General features: G+C 66.4%; 17 protein-coding genes and 1 rRNA gene. 8 read left to right on the top strand and 10 right to left on the bottom strand.

The window, feature by feature from the left end; translation table 11 throughout:
* Positions 1-60: 60 nt before the first annotated feature.
* The 3 genes from J0I42_RS18455 to olsB all read left to right on the top strand — a co-directional run bounded on the left by J0I42_RS18455 (position 61) and on the right by olsB (position 4,839).
* A complete protein-coding gene (locus J0I42_RS18455) occupies positions 61-1,599 on the top strand; it encodes a YifB family Mg chelatase-like AAA ATPase (RefSeq protein WP_291656904.1) in 1,539 nt (512 codons plus the stop codon).
* 93 nt (positions 1,600-1,692) lie between these two features.
* On the top strand, positions 1,693-3,786 hold the full coding sequence (locus J0I42_RS18450; protein ID WP_291656903.1) for a hybrid sensor histidine kinase/response regulator: 2,094 nt from the start codon (positions 1,693-1,695) through the stop codon (positions 3,784-3,786).
* 96 nt (positions 3,787-3,882) lie between these two features.
* Complete coding sequence (olsB, locus tag J0I42_RS18445; protein WP_465247695.1) at positions 3,883-4,839, top strand: l-ornithine N(alpha)-acyltransferase; 957 nt, start codon at positions 3,883-3,885, stop codon at positions 4,837-4,839.
* A 108-nt stretch (positions 4,840-4,947) separates the two neighbouring features.
* Here the strand turns inward: olsB and J0I42_RS18440 are convergent, their stop codons facing one another.
* The 3 genes from J0I42_RS18440 to J0I42_RS18430 are packed head-to-tail and all read right to left on the bottom strand — an operon-like array spanning position 4,948 to position 7,639.
* Complete coding sequence (locus J0I42_RS18440; RefSeq protein ID WP_291656902.1) at positions 4,948-5,814, bottom strand: SDR family oxidoreductase; 867 nt, start codon at positions 5,812-5,814, stop codon at positions 4,948-4,950.
* Positions 5,811-6,950, bottom strand: a complete 1,140-nt coding sequence (queG, locus tag J0I42_RS18435) for a tRNA epoxyqueuosine(34) reductase QueG (RefSeq protein ID WP_366509846.1) — start codon at positions 6,948-6,950, stop codon at positions 5,811-5,813. The genes J0I42_RS18440 and queG overlap by 4 nt, the downstream gene beginning before the upstream one ends.
* Positions 6,947-7,639, bottom strand: a complete 693-nt coding sequence (locus J0I42_RS18430; protein WP_291656901.1) for a glutathione S-transferase family protein — start codon at positions 7,637-7,639, stop codon at positions 6,947-6,949. The genes queG and J0I42_RS18430 overlap by 4 nt, the downstream gene beginning before the upstream one ends.
* 257 nt (positions 7,640-7,896) lie before the next feature.
* Between J0I42_RS18430 and J0I42_RS18425 the strand changes: the two genes are divergently transcribed.
* Positions 7,897-8,694: an undecaprenyl-diphosphate phosphatase gene (locus J0I42_RS18425; protein WP_291656899.1), complete on the top strand. Its 798-nt coding sequence runs from the start codon at positions 7,897-7,899 to the stop codon at positions 8,692-8,694.
* A 145-nt stretch (positions 8,695-8,839) separates the two neighbouring features.
* On the opposite strand, the gene J0I42_RS18420 is transcribed toward J0I42_RS18425, so the two are convergent.
* Positions 8,840-10,570 (bottom strand): MFS transporter, encoded by a 1,731-nt coding sequence (locus J0I42_RS18420; protein WP_291656898.1) that lies wholly within the window; start codon positions 10,568-10,570, stop codon positions 8,840-8,842.
* A gap of 80 nt (positions 10,571-10,650) precedes the next feature.
* Positions 10,651-11,559, bottom strand: coding sequence for a protein-methionine-sulfoxide reductase heme-binding subunit MsrQ (locus J0I42_RS18415; RefSeq protein ID WP_291656897.1), 909 nt, complete (start codon positions 11,557-11,559; stop codon positions 10,651-10,653).
* A gap of 98 nt (positions 11,560-11,657) precedes the next feature.
* Here J0I42_RS18415 and J0I42_RS18410 point away from each other — a divergent pair, with 98 nt between their 5' ends.
* The gene (locus tag J0I42_RS18410; RefSeq protein WP_291656896.1) at positions 11,658-12,272 is read left to right on the top strand and encodes an HAD family hydrolase; all 615 of its coding nucleotides are present in this window, start codon (positions 11,658-11,660) and stop codon (positions 12,270-12,272) included.
* Between the two features lie 33 nt (positions 12,273-12,305).
* Here the strand turns inward: J0I42_RS18410 and J0I42_RS18405 are convergent, their stop codons facing one another.
* Together J0I42_RS18405 and J0I42_RS18400 are read right to left on the bottom strand one after the other, a co-directional pair.
* A complete protein-coding gene (locus tag J0I42_RS18405) occupies positions 12,306-13,433 on the bottom strand; it encodes a saccharopine dehydrogenase family protein (RefSeq protein ID WP_291656894.1) in 1,128 nt (375 codons plus the stop codon).
* Positions 13,434-13,612: 179 nt separating this feature from the next.
* Positions 13,613-14,056, bottom strand: a complete 444-nt coding sequence (locus tag J0I42_RS18400; RefSeq protein WP_291656892.1) for an Lrp/AsnC family transcriptional regulator — start codon at positions 14,054-14,056, stop codon at positions 13,613-13,615.
* Between the two features lie 234 nt (positions 14,057-14,290).
* Between J0I42_RS18400 and J0I42_RS18395 the strand changes: the two genes are divergently transcribed.
* Positions 14,291-14,791 carry a hypothetical protein gene (locus J0I42_RS18395; RefSeq protein ID WP_291656890.1) on the top strand — a complete coding sequence of 167 codons (501 nt, stop codon included), beginning with the start codon at positions 14,291-14,293 and terminating at the stop codon, positions 14,789-14,791.
* Between the two features lie 58 nt (positions 14,792-14,849).
* Here J0I42_RS18395 and J0I42_RS18390 read toward each other — a convergent pair whose 3' ends face one another.
* The 3 genes from J0I42_RS18390 to ilvD all read right to left on the bottom strand — a co-directional run bounded on the left by J0I42_RS18390 (position 14,850) and on the right by ilvD (position 18,980).
* Positions 14,850-15,785, bottom strand: coding sequence for a hypothetical protein (locus J0I42_RS18390; RefSeq protein WP_291656888.1), 936 nt, complete (start codon positions 15,783-15,785; stop codon positions 14,850-14,852).
* A 68-nt stretch (positions 15,786-15,853) separates the two neighbouring features.
* Complete coding sequence (locus J0I42_RS18385; RefSeq protein WP_291656887.1) at positions 15,854-16,954, bottom strand: HPP family protein; 1,101 nt, start codon at positions 16,952-16,954, stop codon at positions 15,854-15,856.
* Between the two features lie 184 nt (positions 16,955-17,138).
* Positions 17,139-18,980, bottom strand: coding sequence for a dihydroxy-acid dehydratase (ilvD, locus tag J0I42_RS18380; protein WP_291656886.1), 1,842 nt, complete (start codon positions 18,978-18,980; stop codon positions 17,139-17,141).
* A 215-nt stretch (positions 18,981-19,195) separates the two neighbouring features.
* Here ilvD and J0I42_RS18375 point away from each other — a divergent pair, with 215 nt between their 5' ends.
* Positions 19,196-20,062: a LysR substrate-binding domain-containing protein gene (locus J0I42_RS18375; protein WP_291656885.1), complete on the top strand. Its 867-nt coding sequence runs from the start codon at positions 19,196-19,198 to the stop codon at positions 20,060-20,062.
* 521 nt (positions 20,063-20,583) lie between these two features.
* Positions 20,584-20,986, top strand: a 16S ribosomal RNA gene (locus J0I42_RS18370); the annotation flags it as partial.

Below are 20,986 nucleotides of genomic sequence, written 5' to 3'. Positions count from 1 at the left end.
TTCTTGCGTTGCTACCAAAGCTTCGCTAGCCTTCCCATGGGGTAGGGGAGCGGGGCCGAGATGGTGGCGCGGGTCGCGACGGTGGCGTTCGAGGGCATCGAGGCGCGCGCCGTCGACGTTCAGGTCCAGGTCGCGCCGGGCGGCGTCGCCTTCGTGCTGGTCGGCCTCCCCGACAAGGCCGTGGCCGAAAGCCGCGAGCGTGTTCGCGCCGCGCTTCTCGCTTCGGGGCTCGCGCTGCCCGCCAAGCGCGTCACAGTCAATCTCGCCCCGGCCGATCTGCCCAAGGAGGGCAGCCATTACGACCTGCCGATCGCGCTCGCGGTGATGGCCGCGATCGGGGCGATCCCTGCCGATGCTCTTTCCGGCTATGCGGTCCTCGGCGAATTGGCGCTCGACGGCTCGATCGCACCGGTGGCGGGCGTCCTGCCGGCGGCGATCGCGGCCTATGCGAAAGGGCAGGGGCTGATCTGCCCGGCGGCGTCCGGGCCGGAAGCGGCCTGGGCCGCGGCGGATATCGACATCCTGGCGCCGCGCTCGCTAATCCAGCTCGCCAACCATTTCAAGGGCACGCAGGTGATGGCCCGGCCCGAGCCGGCCGTAGCGCGCCAGGCTGGCCCATTGCCCGACCTGGCCGACGTCAAGGGTCAGGAAAGCGCGCGGCGCGTTCTGGAGATCGCGGCGGCCGGTGGCCACAATCTCCTGATGAACGGCCCGCCCGGGGCAGGCAAGTCGATGCTGGCGAGCCGCCTGCCTTCGATCCTGCCGCCGCTTTCGCCCCGCGAGCTCCTCGAAGTCTCGATGGTCTTGTCCGTCGCCGGCAAGCTCGCTGAGGGCGCCCTGACCGACCGGCGGCCGTTCCGGGCGCCGCATCATTCGGCCTCGATGGCAGCGCTCGTCGGCGGTGGCCTGCAGGCGCGGCCGGGCGAGGTCTCGCTCGCGCATCATGGCGTGCTCTTCCTCGACGAACTGCCGGAATTCCAGCCGCAGGCGCTCGATGCCTTGCGACAGCCGATGGAGACCGGCGACGTCCTGATCTCCCGCGCCAATCACCGCGTCGTCTATCCCGCACGCTTCCAGCTCGTCGCGGCGATGAACCCCTGCCGTTGCGGCCGTGCGACCGAACCTGGCTACGCCTGCCGCCGCCAGCCGAATGACCGCTGCATGGCGCAATATCAGGCGCGCGTCTCCGGCCCGCTGCTCGACCGGATCGATATCGCGATCGACGTGCCGGCGGTGACGGCTGCGGACCTCATCCGCCCCGCCATTGGCGAGAGCTCGGCGACGGTCGCTGTCCGCGTCGCTTCGGCCCGCCGGATTCAGGCGGCGCGTTTCGAGAATCGCGGCCTCGGACATGTCATGACCAATGCCGCCTGCCCCGTCACCGTGATCGAGGAGGTCGCGCGGCCGGACAACGCTGGTCTCGCGCTGCTGCGCGATGCGACCGAAGCGCTGCGGCTGACGGCGCGCGCTTATCATCGCGTGTTGAAGGTCGCCCGCACCCTTGCCGATCTCGATGGCGAAGCGAAGGTCGGCCGGCGCCATCTCGCCGAAGCCCTGTCCTATCGGGCGCGTGGCGAGGACCTCGTCCAGGCGGCGTGAGGGTTCTGGGTTAACCGACCCTGCCATCGAAACGGTCGAATTCGCGGCTTTTGCAGGCGGCTTTTTCAAGGCGGTCTGCGTAGATCGAAGGGCATGGCTTCTTCGATCTGGTCATGGCTCGCTCTCGCCTTCGCGGCGCTGCTTCTCCCGGCAGGGGGGGCCGTTCTGTGGCTATTGCGTCAGCGCAGCGGCCTGCGCGATCAGGTTGGCGCGCTTGCCCATGATGTCGAGGCGCTCAACGACCGGCTTTGGAATCTCGCCGACAGCGAGGAGCGCTATCGCAGCCTGATCGAGGCCCAGGGCGACCTCATCGTCCGGCGCGACGGCACGCGGATCGTCTACGCCAACCGGGCCTATGCAGCCCTGTTCGGGGCCGGGGAGCAGGATCTCGTCGGTAGCGAAATGCTGCTCCCGCAACTCGCCAGCCGGCCCATCGTGCTGCTGGAGGGCGGCGCGCGCAGCTTCGACGAATGTCTCGCGACCTATGAGGGCGAACGCTGGATTTCCTGGATCGAAACCGCCGTGCCCGGCCCCGGCGGCCGCAGCTTGATCCAGCGCGTCGGCCGCGACATCTCCGCGCGCATCGCGAGCGAGGATGCGCTGGTCGAGGCGCGGGCACGGGCGGAAGCCGCGAACGAGGCGAAGTCGCGTTTCCTGGCGACCGTCAGCCACGAATTCCGCACGCCGCTCAACGGCATCCTCGGCATGGCCGATCTCCTCACCGATACCGGTCCCGATGCGGAGCAGGCGACCTATGTCGCGGCCCTGCGCACCTCCGGCGAGGCGTTGTTGGCGCTGGTCGATGACATCCTCGACTTCGCCAAGGTCGAGGCCGGCAAGCTGGAACTGGTCGAAGAGCCCTTCGATCCGGCCCAACTCGTCGAAACAGTCGCGGAACTGATGGCGCCGCGCGCGCAAGCCAAGGGCATCGAACTCGCGGCCCATATCGTACCCGACCTGCCGGCAAGGCTCGTCGGCGATCGCGACCGTCTGCGCCAGATCCTGCTGAACCTTGTCGGCAACGCCGTGAAGTTCACCGAGGCAGGTGGCGTGGGCCTGAGTCTCGCCCGGGCCGGCGATCGGCTCGAGATTACCGTCGCCGATACCGGACCGGGCATTCCCGCCGACCGGCTCGACACGATTTTCGGCGAGTTCGAACAGCTTGATCCCGGCGTTGCCTCCGGGCAGGCGGGCACCGGGCTCGGCCTCGCGATCGTGCGCCGCCTCGCGCGTCTGATGGGAGGCGAGGTGGAGGCTGAAAGCCGGCTCGGCGAAGGGGCGACCTTTCGCGTCACGCTGCCGCTTGCGGCGGCCGCTGGCGCGCCGGACGCTCGAATTCCGGATTGGCTGGGGCAACACGTCCTGCTCGCCTCGCCGGCGCCCTTCGCCGTTCGCTTTCTCGCCGAAACGATCCGTACGGCCGGCGCATCGGTCTCGATTGCCGGCACGGTCGAGGCCGCGCGGGCGAAACTTGTCGGGGAGAACCCGGTCACGGCGGTGTTGATCGACCACGCGCTCGGGGATGCGCCGGCAAAGGAACTGGCCGCCGCTGTTGCGGCGGTCGGCATTCGCGATTGCCTCATCATGCTGTCGCCTCATGCCCGTCGGCAGTTCGGGTCGCCGCAGGCGGCCGGCTTCTCCGGCTTCCTGATCAAGCCGGTGCGAACCCGCTCGCTCTATGAGCGATTGGGCAACGGCTTCCGGCATGGACCGTCGGCTGCGGGTGAGCCGGCGGCGTCGGCCGCGGCGCCGCTGCGTCAGCCCGGGGCTGGCCTGACCGTTCTGGTCGCGGAGGACAACGAGATCAACGCCTTGCTCGCCACGCGCACGCTGGAGCGCTTCGGCTGCACGGCGATCTGGGTCCGCGACGGGCGTGAGGCCCTGAAGCGGGTCGAGGCCAGCTTTGCCGGTGCGGCGCCCCCGCTGGCGCTGGCCTTGCTCGACGTGCGCATGCCGGTGATGACCGGGCTCGATTGCGCCCGCGCCGTTCGTGCGTTGGAAAGACGATTCGGCCGTGCCGCCGCGCTGCCTCTGGTGGCGGTTACGGCCAATGTGTCGGCCGCCGACCGTGCCGCTGCTTTTGCCGCTGGGATGGATGATTGCCTGGCGAAACCTCTGGAACGCGAGGCGCTACTGCGATGGCTGGAGCGTCTGTCGCGGGGCGCGGCCGGCACCCTGTCGGCTTGACGACCGTCATCGCTCCGACGCAGTTTCGTCGCGAAGTTGTAAGATCAGCGGAGCAAGCCTACCTCATGCCGGTAGCGGCAGGAGATGAGAGAAGCGATGGCATTGCACGTTTCTGGAACCAAGAACGCGCTGCCCAGCCGGTTTTCAGCCGGAAATCCGTTCTCGCGCTTCGCCCCATTGATACTGATGAAGGGTGGAGCCATGCGCCGGCCGGGCGCCGAGATCGATGAATCGCCGCCGCTGTCGGGCACGCTCGGCCGGATCGGCTCGCTTGAGGTAAGGCTGGCGCGGGGGCCGCGCGAGATCTGGCGGGCGCAGCGCCTGCGCTATCGCGTCTTCTATCAGGAAATGTCGGCCAAGCCCGATGTGATCTCGCGGATGTTCCGCCGCGATGCCGATCGTTTCGACAAGGCTTGCGATCACCTCCTCGTCATCGACCATGCCGCGCGCGGACGCTTCGGCGGAATCAAGCCCAAGGTCGTCGGCACCTACCGCCTGATGCGCCGGAGCGCCGCGGAGCGGCTCGGCGGTTTCTATACCCAGAGCGAATTCGATCTCGGCCCGATGCTGGCCCGCCATCCCGGCAATCGCTTTCTCGAACTCGGCCGATCCTGCGTGCTGAAGCCGTACCGTACGAAGCGGACGGTCGAATTGCTCTGGTCCGGCATCTGGGCCTATCTCCAGCATCACCGCATCGATGCGATGTTCGGCTGCGCCTCCTTCGACGGCACCGATCCCGATGCCCTGGCGCTGCCGCTGAGTTTTCTGCATCACCATGCCCGCTCGGAGGGCGACTGGGCCGCGGCAGCGCATGCCGGGCACTTCGTCGACATGAATCGGCTGCCGCCGGCGATGGTCGACGCCAAGCTTGCGCTCAGGCAGATGCCGCCGCTGATCAAGGGCTATCTGCGGCTCGGGGCCCGTTTCGGCACAGGCGCCGTCATCGACCGGCAGTTCGGCACGACCGACGTGCTGGTCGTGCTGCCGGTTTCGGCGATCGACAAGCGCTATGCCGATTATTATGGCGGCGAAGGGCCGCGTCACGCCGCCTGACAAAAAGCATTTTCGAGCGAAGTGGCCACCGGTTCGCGGGAAGAAAATGCGGTCGAATGAAAACGCATAGCAATTCCGCGAACCAGTGAAGCGCCGAGTTGCTACGCCTTATTCGCCGGCTTCGACCAGGGTGCGCAGGGCTTCGCGATAGGTCGGATAGCGGAAGGCATAGCCGAATTCCCGCTTCACCAGCGCATTCGAGACACGCTTGCTCTCACCATAGAAGCTTGCCGCCATCGGCGAGAGCCTGGCCTGCTCGAACGGGATTTCCGGCGGCGGCTCAAGACCGGTCAATTCCGCCGCGAAGGTGATCACGTCCTGCGGCGGGCCGGGCTCGTCATCGGTGACGTTGTAGACGGCGCCCTGCCGCGGTTGCGCCAGCGACGCCATCAGCACGCCCGCGATATCGTCGACATGAATGCGGTTGAACACCTGTCCTGGCTTGACCAGCCGGTTCGCCGTGCCGGCACGCAGCTTGGTGATGGCGTTGCGGCCGGGCCCGTAGATGCCTGACAGGCGGAAGATCTGCACGGGCTTGCCGCTGTCGCGGCCGAGTTGCAGCCAGGCTTCCTCGATCTCGACGCGCTGGCGCGTGCGGGCATTGGTCGGGGCCGGCGGGGTCGCCTCGTCGATCCAGACGCCGCCCTGATCGCCATAGACGCCGATCGTCGAGAGATAGCCGATCCAGCGCAGGTTTGGCGCCATCATGAGCGCTGCGCGCAAGGGGCCGAGCGCCGGGTCGCCATCCTCGGCCGGCTGCACCGAGACCAGAACTGCGTCGGCCTCCGACACCGCCTTGGCGAGCGTCGACGAGACCGCGAAGCCGCCGAAGACCAGCGTTCGGATGCCCTCGCTGCTGAGTTCTGCCGCCTTCTCGGTCGAACGGACGGTGCCGGTCACCTCCCAGCCTTGCGCCAGCGCGGCGCGCGCGAAGAACCCGGCGGAATAGCCGAGACCGAGGATCAGGATGTTCATGCGGCGTCTTCCGTCTGGGGCGTGAGCGCATGCCATTCGGCGCGCACCTGCGGGTCGGTTTCGTCCTGAAGCCCTGTGATGGCGAGCCCTCGCGCCCGTTCTGCATCGAGCCGCCCCAATGCCCAGACCGCCACGGCGCGGACCAGCGGCGAGGGATCGGCAAGATGAGGCAGCGCGCTGTCGACAAACGCGGCCCGGCCGCTATTGCCGATCGCGATCAGCACATTGCGCAGGAAGCGGTCGCGCCCGGTCCGCTTCACGGGCGTGCCCGCGAAGAGCGTACGGAACGTGGGATCGTCGAGGCGGGCGAGCGCGGCGAGGTCGAGCCCGTCGAGTTCGTCCTTGAGCGCGAGCCGCGTTTCCTGCGCGGCCGCGGCGAACTTGTTCCACGGGCAGACGGCGAGGCAGTCGTCACAGCCGAAGACGCGGTTGCCGATGCCGGAGCGCAGTTCGGCGTCGATATGGCCCGCATGCTCGATGGTGAGATAGGCGATGCAGCGGCGTGCGTCGAGATGGTAGGGCGCCGGGAAGGCATCGGTCGGGCAGATCTCGAGGCAGCGCCGGCAGGAGCCGCAATGGTCGCGCTCCGGAGCATCGACGGGCAATTCGGCGGTGGTGTAGATCGCGCCGAGCAACAGCCAGGAGCCGTGCTCGCGCGAGACCAGCACGGTGTGCTTGCCCTGCCAGCCGAGCCCGGCCGCCTGCGCCAGCGGCTTTTCCATGACGGGCGCGGTATCGACGAAGACCTTCACGTCGGCGCCGCCGCGTGCGGCGAGCAGTCCTGCGACGCTCTTCAGCTTGCCCTTGATGACGTCGTGATAATCGCGCCGTCTCGCATAGAGCGAGATCGCGGCCTTGTCTGGGTGAGCGAGCATGGCGAGCGGGTCGCCTTCGCCGGCATAGTTCATGCCGAGCATGACGACGGAACGGACCTCGCTCCAGAGCTGGCGCGGGTCGGCGCGCTGCGCCTGCCGCTCCTGCATCCAGCCCATCTCGCCGTGATAGCCATTGGCGATCCAGGCTTCGAGGCGCTCCGGCGCCTGCGGGATCGCATCGGCGCCGGCGACGCGCATCACCGCGAAGCCTTCGGCGCGCGCGCGCTCGGCGATGGCGCGCTTGAGTTTCTCGGCGTTCAAAAATCCAGATTGTCGTAATGGGCGCTCGGAGCCATGCCCGGCACGCGGTCGCTCAGGAGCGGCCGGAAGCTCGGTCTCGACTTGATCCTCGCATACCATGCGCGAGCCGCCTCATCCTCTTCCCAGGGCACGTCGCCGAGATAGTCGACGCAGGACAGATGCGCCGCCGCCGCGAGATCGGCATAGCTCATCTGCGCGCCCGCGAGCCAGTTCCGCTTGGCCAGCAGCCAGGAGATATAGCGCAGATGATAGCGCACATTGGCGCGTGCCGCGCGGATGGCGCTCATCTCCGGTGGGCCGCCGCCCTCGTCGCGGCTCATGAAGCGCTTCATCACCTTCTCCAGCACGAGCGGGCCGGTGATCTCCTCATGGAACTTGATATGGAACCAGTCGAGCAGCCGGCGCACCTCGACGCGCTCGCCCGGCCCATCCGGCAGCAGGCGGCGATCGCCGAGCGCAAGCCCACGGGTCTCATCGAGATATTCCGCGATCGGCCCCGCGCCGGGGACGGCCAAGCCGTTCTGCTCCTGGAAGACGGGCGTGGTGCCCGCGGTGTTGAGCTCGATGAACTCCCGCCGACGCTCCCAGACGCGTTCCTCGACCAGTTCGGCCTCCATGCCGAACTCGCTGATGGCGAGGCGGATGAAACGCGAATGCGGGCACAGCGGATGATGATACAGGGTCGCCATGGCACTCATGAAGACTGTGAAGCAGGCAAAATGCGACGGAAGCAGGGCCGTCGGGGCTGCGGTGACCCGATAGGCGACGGCGGCTTGCTATAGTCACGCCGGAAAACCGCCACAACCCGCCGCGATGCCGAAGCCTGCAATTTGCCTGTGCTGCTTCGCGAAGTGGTAACCAATTTGCAAAGAGCTGGGCGTAAGCCGGCAGCAGGCTGACGCGGGCGGACATCCGGGCCGGCTGATTCGCGCGAGGAAAGCCTTCCATGCACAACCTGATCGAAGCCTTCGTCCTCGGCATCGTCGAGGGGCTCACTGAATTCCTGCCGGTCTCCTCGACCGGGCATCTGCTCCTGATCGGCCATTTCCTCGGCTTCGAATCGAACGGCAAGACCTTCGAGGTGCTGGTCCAGCTTGGCGCGATCCTGGCGATTCTGCTGGTCTATTTCCGTCGCCTGCTCGATATCGCGCTTCGCATCCCCAGCGATCCGGCGGCGCGTCGCTTCGTGATCGGCGTGCTCATCGCCTTCCTGCCGGCGGCGGTCATCGGCGCGTTGCTGCACGGGTTCATCAAGGGGGTGCTGTTCAACCCCTTCATCGTCTGCTGCACGTTGATCGCCGGCGGCCTGATCCTGCTCGTCGTCGACGAGCTGGAATTGCAGGAGAAGCACACCGATGCCACGGCCTTCCCGCTGCCGATGTATTTCAAGATCGGGTTGATCCAGTGCCTGGCCATGGTTCCCGGCGTCTCGCGCTCGGGCTCGACCATCGTCGGCGCCATGCTGCTCGGCGCCAGCAAGCGCGCGGCGGCTGAGTTCTCCTTCTTCCTGGCGATGCCGACCATGGCCGGCGCCTTCGCCTATGATCTCCTGAAGAGCTACAAGTTCCTGACCTTCGACGATGGCGTCATGATCGGCGTCGGCTTCGTCGCGGCTTTCATCTCGGCGCTGATCGTGGTGCGCAGCTTCCTCGATTTCGTCTCCAAGCGCGGCTTCGCGCCCTTCGCCTGGTGGCGGATCATCGTGGGCATGGTCGGCCTTGCCGGCGTCTGGATCGTCGGCTGAATCGGGCCGGGCAGGCGGGAAATCCGCACCGCTGCTTCAGATCCGGTCATGCTTGCCGTTGCGGAGAGCATCCGCGACTTTGAACACTGCGCTTCATCGATGAAGGCGTGGATGGTCGGGACTGGCCCGACCATGACGAGCTGCCTCAGGCCGGCCGTGCCGGGTCGTTGAGCGAGTCGGCCAGCGTCGGTGTCCGGCTCGACGCGTATTGCGGCAGCGAAGCGGTCTGCCGCTCGATCATGCGATGGACCACAGGCGGGTTCGGGCCGCTATGCAGGGCGCGGACCTGCTCGCCGATCTCGGCATCGGCCTGGGTGACGCGCTGGTTCTGCCGGACGTATTCGACCCAGGTCGGACTGTCATAGCGCTCGACCCAGAGCGTCGGGTCGGTCAGGTCGCGCAGCAGGGTCCAGTGCCGCGCGCCGTCGCGCCGTCGAATACGCCGGCGCTCCGCCATCACGGTCAGGAAGGCGACGACGTCTTCGGGCTTGATGATGTATTCGATGGTGACGATGACCGGGCCGGAGCGCGGCTCGATATCGACGGCGACCTTGGGCTCGCGCCAGCGGCTGAGCGGATCGAGATTGAGCTCTTCGAGCGGTGGGAGCCGGTAGCGCAATCCCAGCGCCGCACCCGCGAGCAGCGTCACGGCAGACATCAGCAGGGCTTTCTCGATGCCGAAATGCAGCGCCGAGCGGCCCCAGGCCCAGCTCCCCATCGCCATGCCGCCGAAGGTCGCCATCTGGTACATCGCCAGGGCCCGGCCGACGACCCAGCGCGGCGCCGAGAGTTGCACCGTTGCGTTGAAGGTCGAGAGCGCCAGCACCCAGCAGGCGCCGCAGATGCACAGGCCCGCCATCGCCAGCCAGATCGTCTTGCTGATGGCGATGAGCGTGACGCCGCAGGCATAGGCGATGAAAGTGGAACGGACAAGCGCCTCGGTGCTCATCGCCCGGCGCAACCGTGCGCTCATGAAGGCGCCGGCCACGGCGCCGGCCCCGAAGGCGCCGAGCAGCACGCCGTATGTGAGCGGGCCGCCGCGGACGAGATCGCGTGCGATCAGCGGCAGCAGCGCGAGTCCGACGATCGCGCCGAAGCCGTAGACGAAGGCACGCAGGGTCACGGTGCGGATATTCGGGGACATCGCCACATAGCGGATGCCTGCGCCCATGGCGATGAACAGCGTCTCGCGCGGCAGGAGCCGCTCGACCTTCGGTGGCTCCCAGCGCGCCAGCACGACGAGCAGGGGGATATAGCTGACGGCGTTGATCGCAAAGGCGGCGACGGCCCCGGCCGCCGCGACGATAGCGCCGCCGATCGCCGGCCCGACGCTGCGAGCGATGTTGAAGGCGACGCTGTTGAGCGTCACGGCCGCCGGCACGTCACGGCGCGGGACCATGTCGCCGACCGAGGATTGCCAGGCCGGGTTGTTGAGCGCGGTGCCGCAGCCGATCAGGAAGGTGAAGGTCAGGAGCAGCCAGGGCGTGATCAGGCCGAACCAGGCGAAGACCGCCAGCAGGATCGAAACCAGCAGCATGAAGGCCTGGGCGGCCAGCAAGATGCGGCGCCGGTCGTAATTGTCGGCGATGGCGCCGGCGGCCAGCGAGAACAGCATCACCGGCAGCGTCGTCGAAGCCTGGACCAGCGCCACCATCTCGGCCGAGGGTGAGATCGAGGCCATCATCCAGGAGGCGCCGACCGCCTGGACGAGGCCGCCGAAATTCGAGACGAGGCTGGCGAACCAGACAGCGCGAAAGATCGGCTGCTGCAGAGGAACGAAGGGCGAGACCCGGGCCTGCGTAGGCTTGATGCCCTCTGAGGCGAGCTCGGCTTCTACGACATCGGCCGTGGGCTGGGCGTGCGGGTCGTCAGGCATGTCATAGGGTTAGAGCATGAGTGCTGCAGGGGGGAAACCCTTTCCATCTGGAAGATGTCGAAACTTCGAAAGTTTTTCCCTCACGCCGCCCGGGCGGCTGCTGGCTGGCCCGCCTGCCGTGGCGGGCGAGCCTTGCGGGCGCGCAGGCTGTGGCCGAGCGCGACCAGCAGCCCGGCAAGCGCGACTCCATGCGCCGGTCGGACCGAGGCATAGTCCTGATAGGTCAGGATGTCGGCATTGGCTTGGAAGACCAGCCAGGCGGAGACGCCTGACGTCGCCGCATACCAGCCGGCTTCCAGGCCGGCGGTGAGCAGCCCCGCGAGGAGCGCCATCCCGGCGAGCATCGGCACGGTGACCGGCAGTTTCCAGCGATACAGGCCGCGATAGAGCATCAGCAGCAGGAAGAGACCGCTCATCAGCACGGGTTCGGTGACGTCGATCTTCGATTGCAGCGCGAAATGCAGCAGCGCCAGCATCGTGATCGGATAGACGAGATTGTGCAGGCGCTGCCAGTTCTTGCCGAGCCGGCGGATCATGCCGTCGGTCGAGGTCGCGCCCTGCGCCACGAGGCCGACGAGCGCGACGAAGCCGATGGTCAGGTAGAAGCGCTTGACGATCTCGGAGACGATCAGCCCCCAGTCGAAGGCCATGTCGATGCAGTAGAGCCCGAGGTGGCCGAGTGCATAAGCCATGACGCCGAGGCCCAGCATGCGGCGGATGCCGATCAGCTTGCCCCAGTCGAACAGGCGCCGGAACGGCGAGACCGCGAGCGTGGCGATGAGGATACGCACCGTCCAGGTCCCGGTCTGGTGGATCGCCTGCGTCCAAGGCTTCGAGCCGAGCTGGTGCATCCAGGCGGCATGGAGCAGGAGCAGCGCCGGCACGAGGAGCAGGGCGAAGGTAGCGCCCCGCAAGGCGGAGAACCGGCCCTGCCGGTCGGTCCAGGGCAGCCAGGTTCGGAGGCCGGTATTTGCGGGGCGGGCATTCATGGCCCCGGCATAAACGATGGGGTCGGCTCCTGTCCTGCACGTCTGGACACAAGCGCGTGAATGGGCTGTCCTGCCGGCCCCTCCATCAGGGTTCGGTCATGGCTTCCAGCACCCCCATCGTCGTCTTCGATGTCGGCAACGTCCTGCTGCGCTGGGATGCGCGATTGATCTATCGCTCGCTTATCCCCGAGCCCGAGCGGCTCGACTGGTTCATGCAGAATATCTGCACGGGGGATTGGAATCTGGAGCAGGACCGCGGCCGGAGCTGGGAGGAGGGCGTCGCGCTGCTGGTAGAGCGGCATCCGGAATGGGAGCGCGAGATCCGCGCCTTCGACGAAAGCTGGCACGACAGCGTGCCGCATACCATCGCCGACAGCGTCGCGGTGCTGGAAGAGCTGAAGGAGCAGGGCGAAAAAGTCTATGCCATCACCAATTTCTCGCGCGAGAAATGGGCGGAATGCCTGATCCGCTTCCCGTTCCTGCAGAGCTTCGACGGCGTCGTCGTCTCCGCCCATGAGCGGCTGCTGAAGCCGGACCCCGCGATCTACGAGGTGCTGCTCGCCCGCTATGGCCTGAACGCCGGGGACTGCGTCTTCGTGGACGACAGCGAGAGGAACGTGGTGGGGGCCCGCACGATCGGCATGCGGGCCGTCCATTTCGTCGAGCCCATCGACCTGCGCGCCGAATTGCGCGGCCTGGGCGTCAGGCTCTGACGGGCAGAGCCTGACTGAGCAGGGCGCAGGCGTTCAGGCCGCGCTCTTGATTGCGACGGTCGGGGCGAGGCCGGCGGCATCGACGCCGCGCGCTTCGCCGACGAGCCGGGTGCCGGCCTTGGTCGCGAGGAAATCGGCCAGGACGGCGTCTTCCTGGCGCACGAAGCCCTTGGCGGGCAGCTTGCCGGCGAGGAAGAGCTCGACCATCGCGACGCAGCCTGCGGCGGTGGTGAGCTGGATGGCGCCGAGCTCGTCATTGCCGTCATAGCGCAGCACGACGCTCTCTTCCTCGAGGCGGCCACGGCGCTCGCCGACGCCGGTCACGAAGATCACGACCACGTCCTTGCGGGTGAAGGGTGCGGAATGCGTCAGGATGCGGCGCAGGGTCTCGCGGTCGTCGGCGAGGTCGAGGTCACGCAGCAGGAGCTTCATGATCTCGGCATGGCCGGGATAGCGCAGCGTCTTGTAGCTCATGTTGCGGACCTTGCCGGCGAGCGTCTCGGTCAGGGTGCCGAGCCCGCCCGAGGTGTTGAAGGCTTCGTAGGCGACGCCGTCGATCATCACGCCCTCGATGCCTTCCAGCGCCGGAACCAGCGTCGGCTGGCCGTCGAAGACGATCTCGCAGGGGTTGCAGTACTCGTTGATCAGCCCGTCGACCGACCAGGTCACGTTGTAGCGCAGCGCATTGGTCGGGTAGAGCGGCAGCGCGCCGACGCGCATCTTGATGGTGCGGATATTCTCGAAGCGTGCCGCCATGTCGGCGCCGAGGATGCAGATGAAACCCGGGGCCAGCCCGCATTGCGGGACGAGCGCGACATCGGCGGTCTTGCCGAGTTCCTTGATGTAGGAGGTGGTGGCAACGTCCTCGGTCAGGTCGAAATAATGGGTCCTCGTCTCGGCCGCGACCTTGGCGATGCCCTTGTTGAGGAAATAGGGGCAGGCGCTGACGACGATGTCGCGGTCCTTGAGGAACACGCGCAGCGCATCGAGATTCGACGCGTCGACGGTCTCGGTGGCGAAACGGCCCCCGGTGGCGTGCTTGAGCTGGGTGGCGGAGGCGTCGGCCAGCGTCACCTGATGGCCCTGTTCGGACAGCATGCCGGCGATGATGACGCCGATCTGGCCGGCGCCGAGCACGGCAATGCGCTTCTGGATGGTCATATCGCTATCTCCTGGTGGGTGTCGGGTCGGCCAGGAGCCTCCCCCTCGATGCGAAGCATCGCCGCAAGCCGTGCGGGCTTTAACGGGCGGATCGCCGGAGGGGAGCGCTATGATACATCAATACGATGTGATACGATTAAAAAAGGTGGGAAATGGCGAGTTTCGTCGGAGCAAGCCCGTCAGCGCTCGAACTTGCGGGCCAGAATTACGGACGACGTTGTCCGGCGTACGCCTTCCATCTCGGCGATCCAGTCGATCATCGTGTCGAGATCGCTGGAGGTCTCGCACTCGATCTTGACGCAAAGGTCGAAATGTCCGCTCAGCGTGTGGCATTGCACGATTTCCGGCCGCTTTTTCAGCGCGGCGACGACACCGCCCTGCTGCTTCATTTCCAGCTCGATCATGATCAGTGCGGCGATGGTGGTCGCCGGCCGGCTCGCCTTGCCGAGGATCGTGGTGTAGCCGGCGATCACGCCGTCGCGTTCGAGCCGGCTCAGCCGTCCCTGCGCCGTTGCTCGCGAAACGCCGAGCTGTTTGGCGATCTCGGACAGCGGCAGGCGGGCATTCTCGGTGAGGATGCGGATGAGCTCGCGGTCCTTCGCGGCATCTGACGGCCGTGCCATGTCGTCTCCAGCGGTTCGGCGGGCCGTCATATAGCAGGGAAATGGTGCTATCTCGCAAGGGCTTGGAGTTGGCCTTGCTCGCATGCGTTTCAACCCGATCGCGACGAAAACCCGCCCGAAAAGGAACATCTTCCGGTCCGAAGCATTGTCGGCACGCCGGAGGGGACTTGCTTCGGGGCGCAAATCGGAGTGGCATGCCGACCGGCGGCAGCACGCTTTGCCATGGAGAACGCCATGTTCAGGACTCTTATTCTCGCATCCGCATCGGCCTTCGCGCTCGCCTCCTTCTCCGTGGCGCCCGCCTCGGCGCTGACGATGAAGGAATGCAGCGTCAAGTATCAGGACGCCAAGAAGGCCAATACGCTCAAGGGCCAGAAGTGGAACGATTTCCGCAAGGCCCAGTGCGGCGACGAAGACGCCAATGACGACGAGGCCGCGGCCGCGATGCCGGCTGAGCCGGCGAAGCCTGCCGCTTCCGCCATGCCCGCCGGTTCCGCCACGGCGGCCGCTCCTGCGGCCAAGCCCGCCGCGATGCCGACCGGAAAGGCCAAGGCTGCCGTCTTCCCGAAGGCCGTTTCGCAGAAATATTCGAGCGAGACCGCCGGCAAGGCCCGCCTCAAGACCTGCGTCGATCAGTACAACGCCAACAAGGCGGCCAACGCCAATGGCGATCTCAAGTGGATCGAAAAGGGCGGCGGCTACTGGAGCCAGTGCAACACCAAGCTGAAGAGCTGATCTTCGGCCTGAGGGCTGTTCTCGGGACGCCGCGCTGCAAGGCGCGGCGTTTCGCGTTTCAGAGCGATTGCGAGGGGCGTGATCCTGAATCGGTCGGCCGGCTCGGCGCCGGGTTGCCCGGCCTCTGGCCCTTGCCGATCATCTCGCCGCGGGTGCGGATCACATGGGCGGTGACCACCTCCTGGACGCGCTTCTCGGCGGCATCGCGCACGGCGTTGCGATTGGTCGGCCGGCCGTCCTCGGTTTCGATCAGTTCGATCATGGCATTGGTCAAGGCGTCGACATCGCCCTTGCAGAAGATCATCGCGGCCTTGGCGACAACCTCGGCCTTCTCGTCGGTGAGCAGCATCGGTGCGCCCTCGCGGCCGATACAGGCCAGCATCTTGCTGCGGATGAGGTCGCGCGTCTTCTCCAGCAGGGCCTTTTTCTCGGCGCGTGCCGCGCGCTCCTGCTCCGTCGGCTGCGGTGTCTGCGCCTGGGCAGGAGCACCGGGCGCGACCGGGCCACGCACATTGGCGCTCTGCTTCACGCATTCGACCAGCGCCGGCAGCATCTCTCCGGTCGAGGTCAGCGCGAAAGTATAGCGCGCGTCATTGGCGACCAGTTCGAGATAGCGCCCCTGCCGGAAAGCGTTGATCAGCGCGGACTGCGCTGGCATGGCGATGGTGACGAGCGTCGGCGACTTGATATTGGCGGTCACGTCGATGGTCGATTTGCGGTCGAAGACGAGTCGGAGTTTCAGCGTTTCGCCGGTCCTGAGTCTCCATTCCGGCTTGGTGAAGCCGAGCAGCCAGGAGAACTGGGAGGTAACCGAGGTCAGCATCGTGACGCCGCTCTTGTAACGGGCGCTGACGGCGCAATGCGAGAAGGCGCCCGTCTGGTCGTTGGTGAAGGTCCCGCCCGACCAGTTGCCGACGACGATCTTGCCGAACGGGCCGGCGGCAGCAGCCGGCAGCGACAGAAGGCAGCTCAGGGCGACGATCACGGCCCGCATCAAGTTTCCTCCGAAGGCATCTGCCTGCGAAGTTAATGCAGGAGGGCTTCCGGGGGAAACCGCTTTCGTCAGGTCGCCTCGCGCCGCAGCGGTCGCAGCAGCATGGCGAGAAGGTCGCTCTGGCTGACCAGCCCGACCAGCCGCTCCCCGTCGTCGATCACGATGACGGCGTGATGGCGGCCATTGGTGAGGGCGGCGATCAGATCGACGGCAGGCTCCTCCGGGCGCGCGATCACGGCCGGGGACATCACGTCGCGGACGCGCAGGCCCGGATGGGTGAGTTCGCGAAGACCCACCGTGCCGAGCACGTGGTTGTCGCGGTCGACCACCGGCAGCGTCCGAACCCCACGGTCGAGCAGCAGGCGCCGGGCGGTCTCGATGTCGTCATGCTGGTCGACCCGGACGAGATCGCGGGACATGATGTCGGCGCAGCGCGGCAGGTCGCGATTGCGCGCGAGCGCATGCAGTTCGACACGCCGCAGCAGCCGGTCGAGATCGTCCCGGTCGATGTCGAAGGCCTCGCCGACATCGCTCAGCGCGGCGTCGATATCGACTTCGTTGAAGCCGACGCGCTGCGTGGAGGGCAGGTCCTTGGTGCCATGGCTGTTGCCCGGGGCTTGCGCGCGATGCGGATAGCTGTGGCTGGAGACGCGATGGAACGCGACGCCGAGCAGGGTCAGCACCAGCGCGTTGAGGCCCACAGGAACGAAGGCGAAACCGAGTCCGTAGGTTGCGACGGCAGGCCCGCCGAGCGCGGCGGTCAGTGCGGCTGCTCCACCTGGCGGGTGCAGGCAGCGCAGCAACGACATCGTCGCGATCGCGAGCGCCACCGCGCACCCGGCAGCGACCGCCGGTTCCGGCACATGGCGGCTGACGATGAGACCGATCAGGGCGGAGACGGTGTTGCCGCCGACGATCGGCCAGGGCTGCGCGAGCGGGCTCGACGGGATCGCGAAGAGCAGCAGCGCCGAAGCGCCCATCGGCGCGACGAGCAATGGCAGGTGCGGATCGTTGCCGAGCAGCAAGCCGCAGATCAGTCCGGTCGCGCCGACGCAGACGAGGGCACCGAGGCAGGCGACCAGCCGGTCACGCCATGTCGCGCCGGCCAGGATCGGCACGAAGAACCGAAAGCGCGAGCGCGCGGGTGAAGGGGAAGAAACGGGGCGCATCAGGCCAATCGGCTGCTTGGATAAGGCAGTCTCACTAGGCGGATCGCGCTCGGCCGAGCAACGTTATTCTGCCGTCAAACCGGCCATTTTCCCGCAAAAAGGCTGAAACGTCTTTCGAGCGACGTAATCGTGGAATTTCGATCTATCGGGTCGCCCGGCCGAGAGGCCGGGCGACCCGCAATCATCAATCGACGATGCGCACCGCGCCCTTGGCGGCGCTCGTCGTCGTCGCGGCATAGGCTTTCAGCGCGGTCGTGACCTTGCGCTTGCGGGGCGCGGCCGGTTTCCAGGCATCCTTGCCCTTGGCTTCCATTGCGGCGCGGCGGCGCGCCAGCTCCTCGTCGGACACCTGAAGCGAGATGCTGCGGTTCGGGATGTCGATCGCGATGATGTCGCCGCTTTCGACCAGACCGATGGCGCCGCCTTCGGCCGCTTCCGGCGAGACATGGCCGATCGAGAGGCCGGATGAGCCGCCCGAGAACCGTCCGTCGGTGATGAGCGCACAGGCCTTTCCGAGACCCTTCGACTTCAGATAGCTCGTCGGATAAAGCATCTCCTGCATACCGGGCCCGCCGCGCGGTCCCTCATAGCGGATCAGCACGATATCGCCTTCCTTGACCTTGCGGTTGAGGATGCCGTCGACCGCAGCGTCCTGGCTCTCGAAGATCACGGCCGGGCCGGAGAAGGTGAGGATCGAGGCGTCGACGCCCGCCGTCTTCACGATGCAGCCGTCGAGCGCGATATTGCCGAACAGCACGGCCAATCCGCCATCCTTGGAATATGCATGCTCCGCGCTGCGGATCACACCCTTCTCGCGGTCGCTGTCGAGCTCCGCGAAGCGGCGATCCTGGCTGAAGGCTGTCTGGGTGGGAACGCCGCCGGGCGCCGCGCTATAGAAGGAGCGCACCGCCTCGCTATGCGTCTGTGTGATGTCCCAGCGCGCCAGGGCCTCGGCCATGGTCGGGCTGTGGACGGTCGGCAGCGAGGTGTCGATCAGCCCGGCGCGGTCGAGCTCGCCGAGGATCGCCATGATGCCGCCGGCGCGGTGAACATCTTCCATATGCACGTCGGCGACGGCCGGGGCGACCTTGCACAACACCGGAACGCGCCGCGACAGCCGGTCGATATCGGCCATGGTGAAGTCGATCTCGGCCTCGTGCGCCGCCGCCAGCAGGTGCAGCACCGTGTTGGTCGAGCCGCCCATGGCGATGTCGAGCGTCATCGCGTTCTCGAACGCCTTGAACGATCCGACATTGCGCGGCAGCACGCTCTCGTCATCCTGCTCGTAATAGCGGCGGGCGAGGTCGACGATCAGGTGGCCGGCCTCGACGAAGAGGCGCTTGCGGTCGGCATGGGTGGCGAGCGTGGAGCCATTGCCAGGCAATGCGAGGCCGAGCGCCTCGGTCAGGCAGTTCATCGAATTGGCCGTGAACATGCCCGAGCAGGAGCCGCAGGTCGGGCAGGCCGAGCGCTCGATCACGTCGACCTCGGCGTCGGTGTACTTGTCGTCGGCTGCCGCGATCATCGCGTCGACGAGGTCGACCTTCTTCAGCACGCCCTCGGCGATGAACTTGCCCGCCTCCATCGGCCCGCCCGAAACGAAGACGGTCGGGATGTTCAGGCGCATCGAAGCCATCAGCATGCCGGGCGTGATCTTGTCGCAATTGGAGATGCAGACCATCGCGTCCGCGCAATGCGCGTTGACCATATACTCGACGCTGTCGGCGATCAGCTCGCGCGAGGGCAGGCTGTAGAGCATGCCGTCATGGCCCATGGCGATGCCGTCATCGACCGCGATCGTGTTGAACTCCTTGGCGACGCCGCCAGCCTTCTCGATCTCGCGCGCCACGAGCTGTCCGAGATCCTGGAGATGGACATGGCCCGGCACGAACTGGGTGAAGGAGTTCACCACCGCGACGATCGGCTTGCCGAAATCGCTGTCCTTCATGCCGGTGGCGCGCCACAGGCCGCGGGCGCCGGCCATGTTGCGGCCATGGGTGGAGGTGGCTGATCTCAGGCGAGGCATTGCGAAGCGTCTCCGGTCTCGGGCTCGGCGGTTCGGGCTTGGATTTGCCCGTTGGCGACACGCTATCGCCCGCGCGCCCGGTGGCAAAATTGAATTCTTCGATTTCCATGATCGGCGCCGCGCATGGCGGCTCCCGGCCTTGTCTAGAGGACAGATGGTTTCCGAATTGCCATAACGGCTCATGCCGGATCGCCCGGGAGTGAGGACGCCGCACGATGCTGCGCAATATCGACGTCGACCTGCTGCGCAGCTTCGTCACCGTCGCGGAGCTCAGGAGCTTCACGCGCGCCGCTGCCGCGTTGTTCCGCAGCCAGTCAACCGTCAGCACCCAGATTCGTCGGCTGGAGGAACTGGCTGGCCAGACCCTGCTGCAGCGCTCGCCACAAGAAGTCGTTCTCACGCGCGCGGGCGAGCAATTCCTCGGCTATGCCCGCCGCATCGTCGCGCTGCATGACGAGGCGCTCGACGTGATCAATGCACAAAGCGTCAGCGGCCGGGTCCGCCTCGCTGTGATGGACGATTACGCCACCATCGTCCTGCCGGAGACGCTGGCGCGCTTCGCCCGTTCCTATCCCGATGTCGAGCTTGAGGTCACCACGGGCTTCACCCGCGATCTCCTGAACAGCCTCGGCGAGGAGTTCGATCTCGTGCTTGCCACCCAGAAGGCCGGGGATGGGCGTGGTGAGGTTTTGCGCAAGGAGAAGACGGTCTGGGCTTGTTCGGACCGCGCCGCCTTCGCTCTGGAGGAGCCTTTGCAGCTCGCCTTGCTGAAGGCGCCCAACATGTTTCGCGAATGGGCGCTCGATGCCTTGAACGAGGCCGGTCTGCGCTGGCGCATTCTGTTCTCGTCATCGAGCATCGGCGCTGTCGAGGCGATGGCCGCCTCCGGTGTGGCGCTCACCCTAGTGAAGGCGGGTACGGCGCGACCCGGCCTTCAATTGCTAGGTGCCGGGCACGGCCTCCCTGCTCTGCCGGCCTCCGAGATCGCGCTGCATCTGGCGCCGGGTCGGGCTTCGGCTGCTGTGGCGGCGCTGAGCGACTTCCTGGCAGAAGCCTTGAGCGAGGCGGCTCCTCTTCCCTGAACGCGCACTTCTCGAGGCATTATCCGCGGCCGTGAGCGGGGGGCAGGGCTGGTCGGACAGCTAAAGGGCCTCCGAAACAGGCTCGGCAGTAGCGCATCCGAGGGTCCGAAATCATTTCGTTGCCTTAAGTCTCTGAATTCATTGGAGAACTAAACTTTGTCGAAAAACTTTCAAAAAGCGCGTTGACAGGAGGAAGGGGGCCCGCCTATAAACCGGCCATCGAGACGGCGCCGCCGCTGAGCGGCGCCTCTTCTGCGCTTCCTAAGGACGCTGGGGCTGAGGCCGGTTCGCCGGACGGTTTCCTGTCTGAATTTGGTGAAGCGACGCTGTTTGAAAATTGAAGACAGAAAGAGAAACGTGGACGGCGGGGTTCTTGCGGACTTGCCTTCGGGTAGGTCAAACGAGACTTCGGTGTGCTGCGTTTTAACAAGAACCATTTGCCTGGTTGCTTAAGCGAAAGCTTGGGTGATCAAGTAATGGCTCCGTCAATACGCAGTGCGATGCCGGAACAAAATCTCATTCAATCTGAGAGTTTGATCCTGGCTCAGAGCGAACGCTGGCGGCAGGCTTAACACATGCAAGTCGAACGGGCACTTCGGTGCTAGTGGCAGACGGGTGAGTAACACGTGGGAACGTGCCTTTCGGTTCGGAATAATCCAGGGAAACTTGGACTAATACCGGATACGCCCTTCGGGGGAAAGATTTATCGCCGAAAGATCGGCCCGCGTCTGATTAGCTAGTTGGTGAGGTAAAGGCTCACCAAGGCGACGATCAGTAGCTGGTCTGAGAGGATGATCAGCCACACTGGGACTGAGACACGGCCCAGACTCCTACGGGAGGCAGCAGTGGGGAATATTGGACAATGGGCGCAAGCCTGATCCAGCCATGCCGCGTGAGTGATGAAGGCCTTAGGGTTGTAAAGCT

The sequence above is a fragment of the Allobosea sp. genome (assembly GCF_017308015.1).
Lineage (GTDB): Bacteria > Pseudomonadota > Alphaproteobacteria > Rhizobiales > Beijerinckiaceae > Allobosea.
This window is presented reverse-complemented; position numbering and strand designations above follow the sequence as displayed.

Coding starts and splice junctions, on each gene's coding strand:
- J0I42_RS18390 (WP_291656888.1), bottom strand. CDS start 15,785: ATGCGGGCCGTGATCGTCGCCCTGAGCTGCCTTCTGTCGCTGCCGGCT.
- J0I42_RS18395 (WP_291656890.1), top strand. CDS start 14,291: ATGTTCAGGACTCTTATTCTCGCATCCGCATCGGCCTTCGCGCTCGCC.
- J0I42_RS18440 (WP_291656902.1), bottom strand. CDS start 5,814: ATGAACATCCTGATCCTCGGTCTCGGCTATTCCGCCGGGTTCTTCGCG.
- J0I42_RS18425 (WP_291656899.1), top strand. CDS start 7,897: ATGCACAACCTGATCGAAGCCTTCGTCCTCGGCATCGTCGAGGGGCTC.
- J0I42_RS18410 (WP_291656896.1), top strand. CDS start 11,658: ATGGCTTCCAGCACCCCCATCGTCGTCTTCGATGTCGGCAACGTCCTG.
- J0I42_RS18385 (WP_291656887.1), bottom strand. CDS start 16,954: ATGCGCCCCGTTTCTTCCCCTTCACCCGCGCGCTCGCGCTTTCGGTTC.
- J0I42_RS18415 (WP_291656897.1), bottom strand. CDS start 11,559: ATGAATGCCCGCCCCGCAAATACCGGCCTCCGAACCTGGCTGCCCTGG.
- J0I42_RS18420 (WP_291656898.1), bottom strand. CDS start 10,570: ATGCCTGACGACCCGCACGCCCAGCCCACGGCCGATGTCGTAGAAGCC.
- J0I42_RS18430 (WP_291656901.1), bottom strand. CDS start 7,639: ATGGCGACCCTGTATCATCATCCGCTGTGCCCGCATTCGCGTTTCATC.
- ilvD (WP_291656886.1), bottom strand. CDS start 18,980: ATGCCTCGCCTGAGATCAGCCACCTCCACCCATGGCCGCAACATGGCC.
- olsB (WP_465247695.1), top strand. CDS start 3,883: ATGGCATTGCACGTTTCTGGAACCAAGAACGCGCTGCCCAGCCGGTTT.
- J0I42_RS18450 (WP_291656903.1), top strand. CDS start 1,693: ATGGCTTCTTCGATCTGGTCATGGCTCGCTCTCGCCTTCGCGGCGCTG.
- J0I42_RS18375 (WP_291656885.1), top strand. CDS start 19,196: ATGCTGCGCAATATCGACGTCGACCTGCTGCGCAGCTTCGTCACCGTC.
- J0I42_RS18455 (WP_291656904.1), top strand. CDS start 61: ATGGTGGCGCGGGTCGCGACGGTGGCGTTCGAGGGCATCGAGGCGCGC.
- J0I42_RS18405 (WP_291656894.1), bottom strand. CDS start 13,433: ATGACCATCCAGAAGCGCATTGCCGTGCTCGGCGCCGGCCAGATCGGC.
- J0I42_RS18400 (WP_291656892.1), bottom strand. CDS start 14,056: ATGGCACGGCCGTCAGATGCCGCGAAGGACCGCGAGCTCATCCGCATC.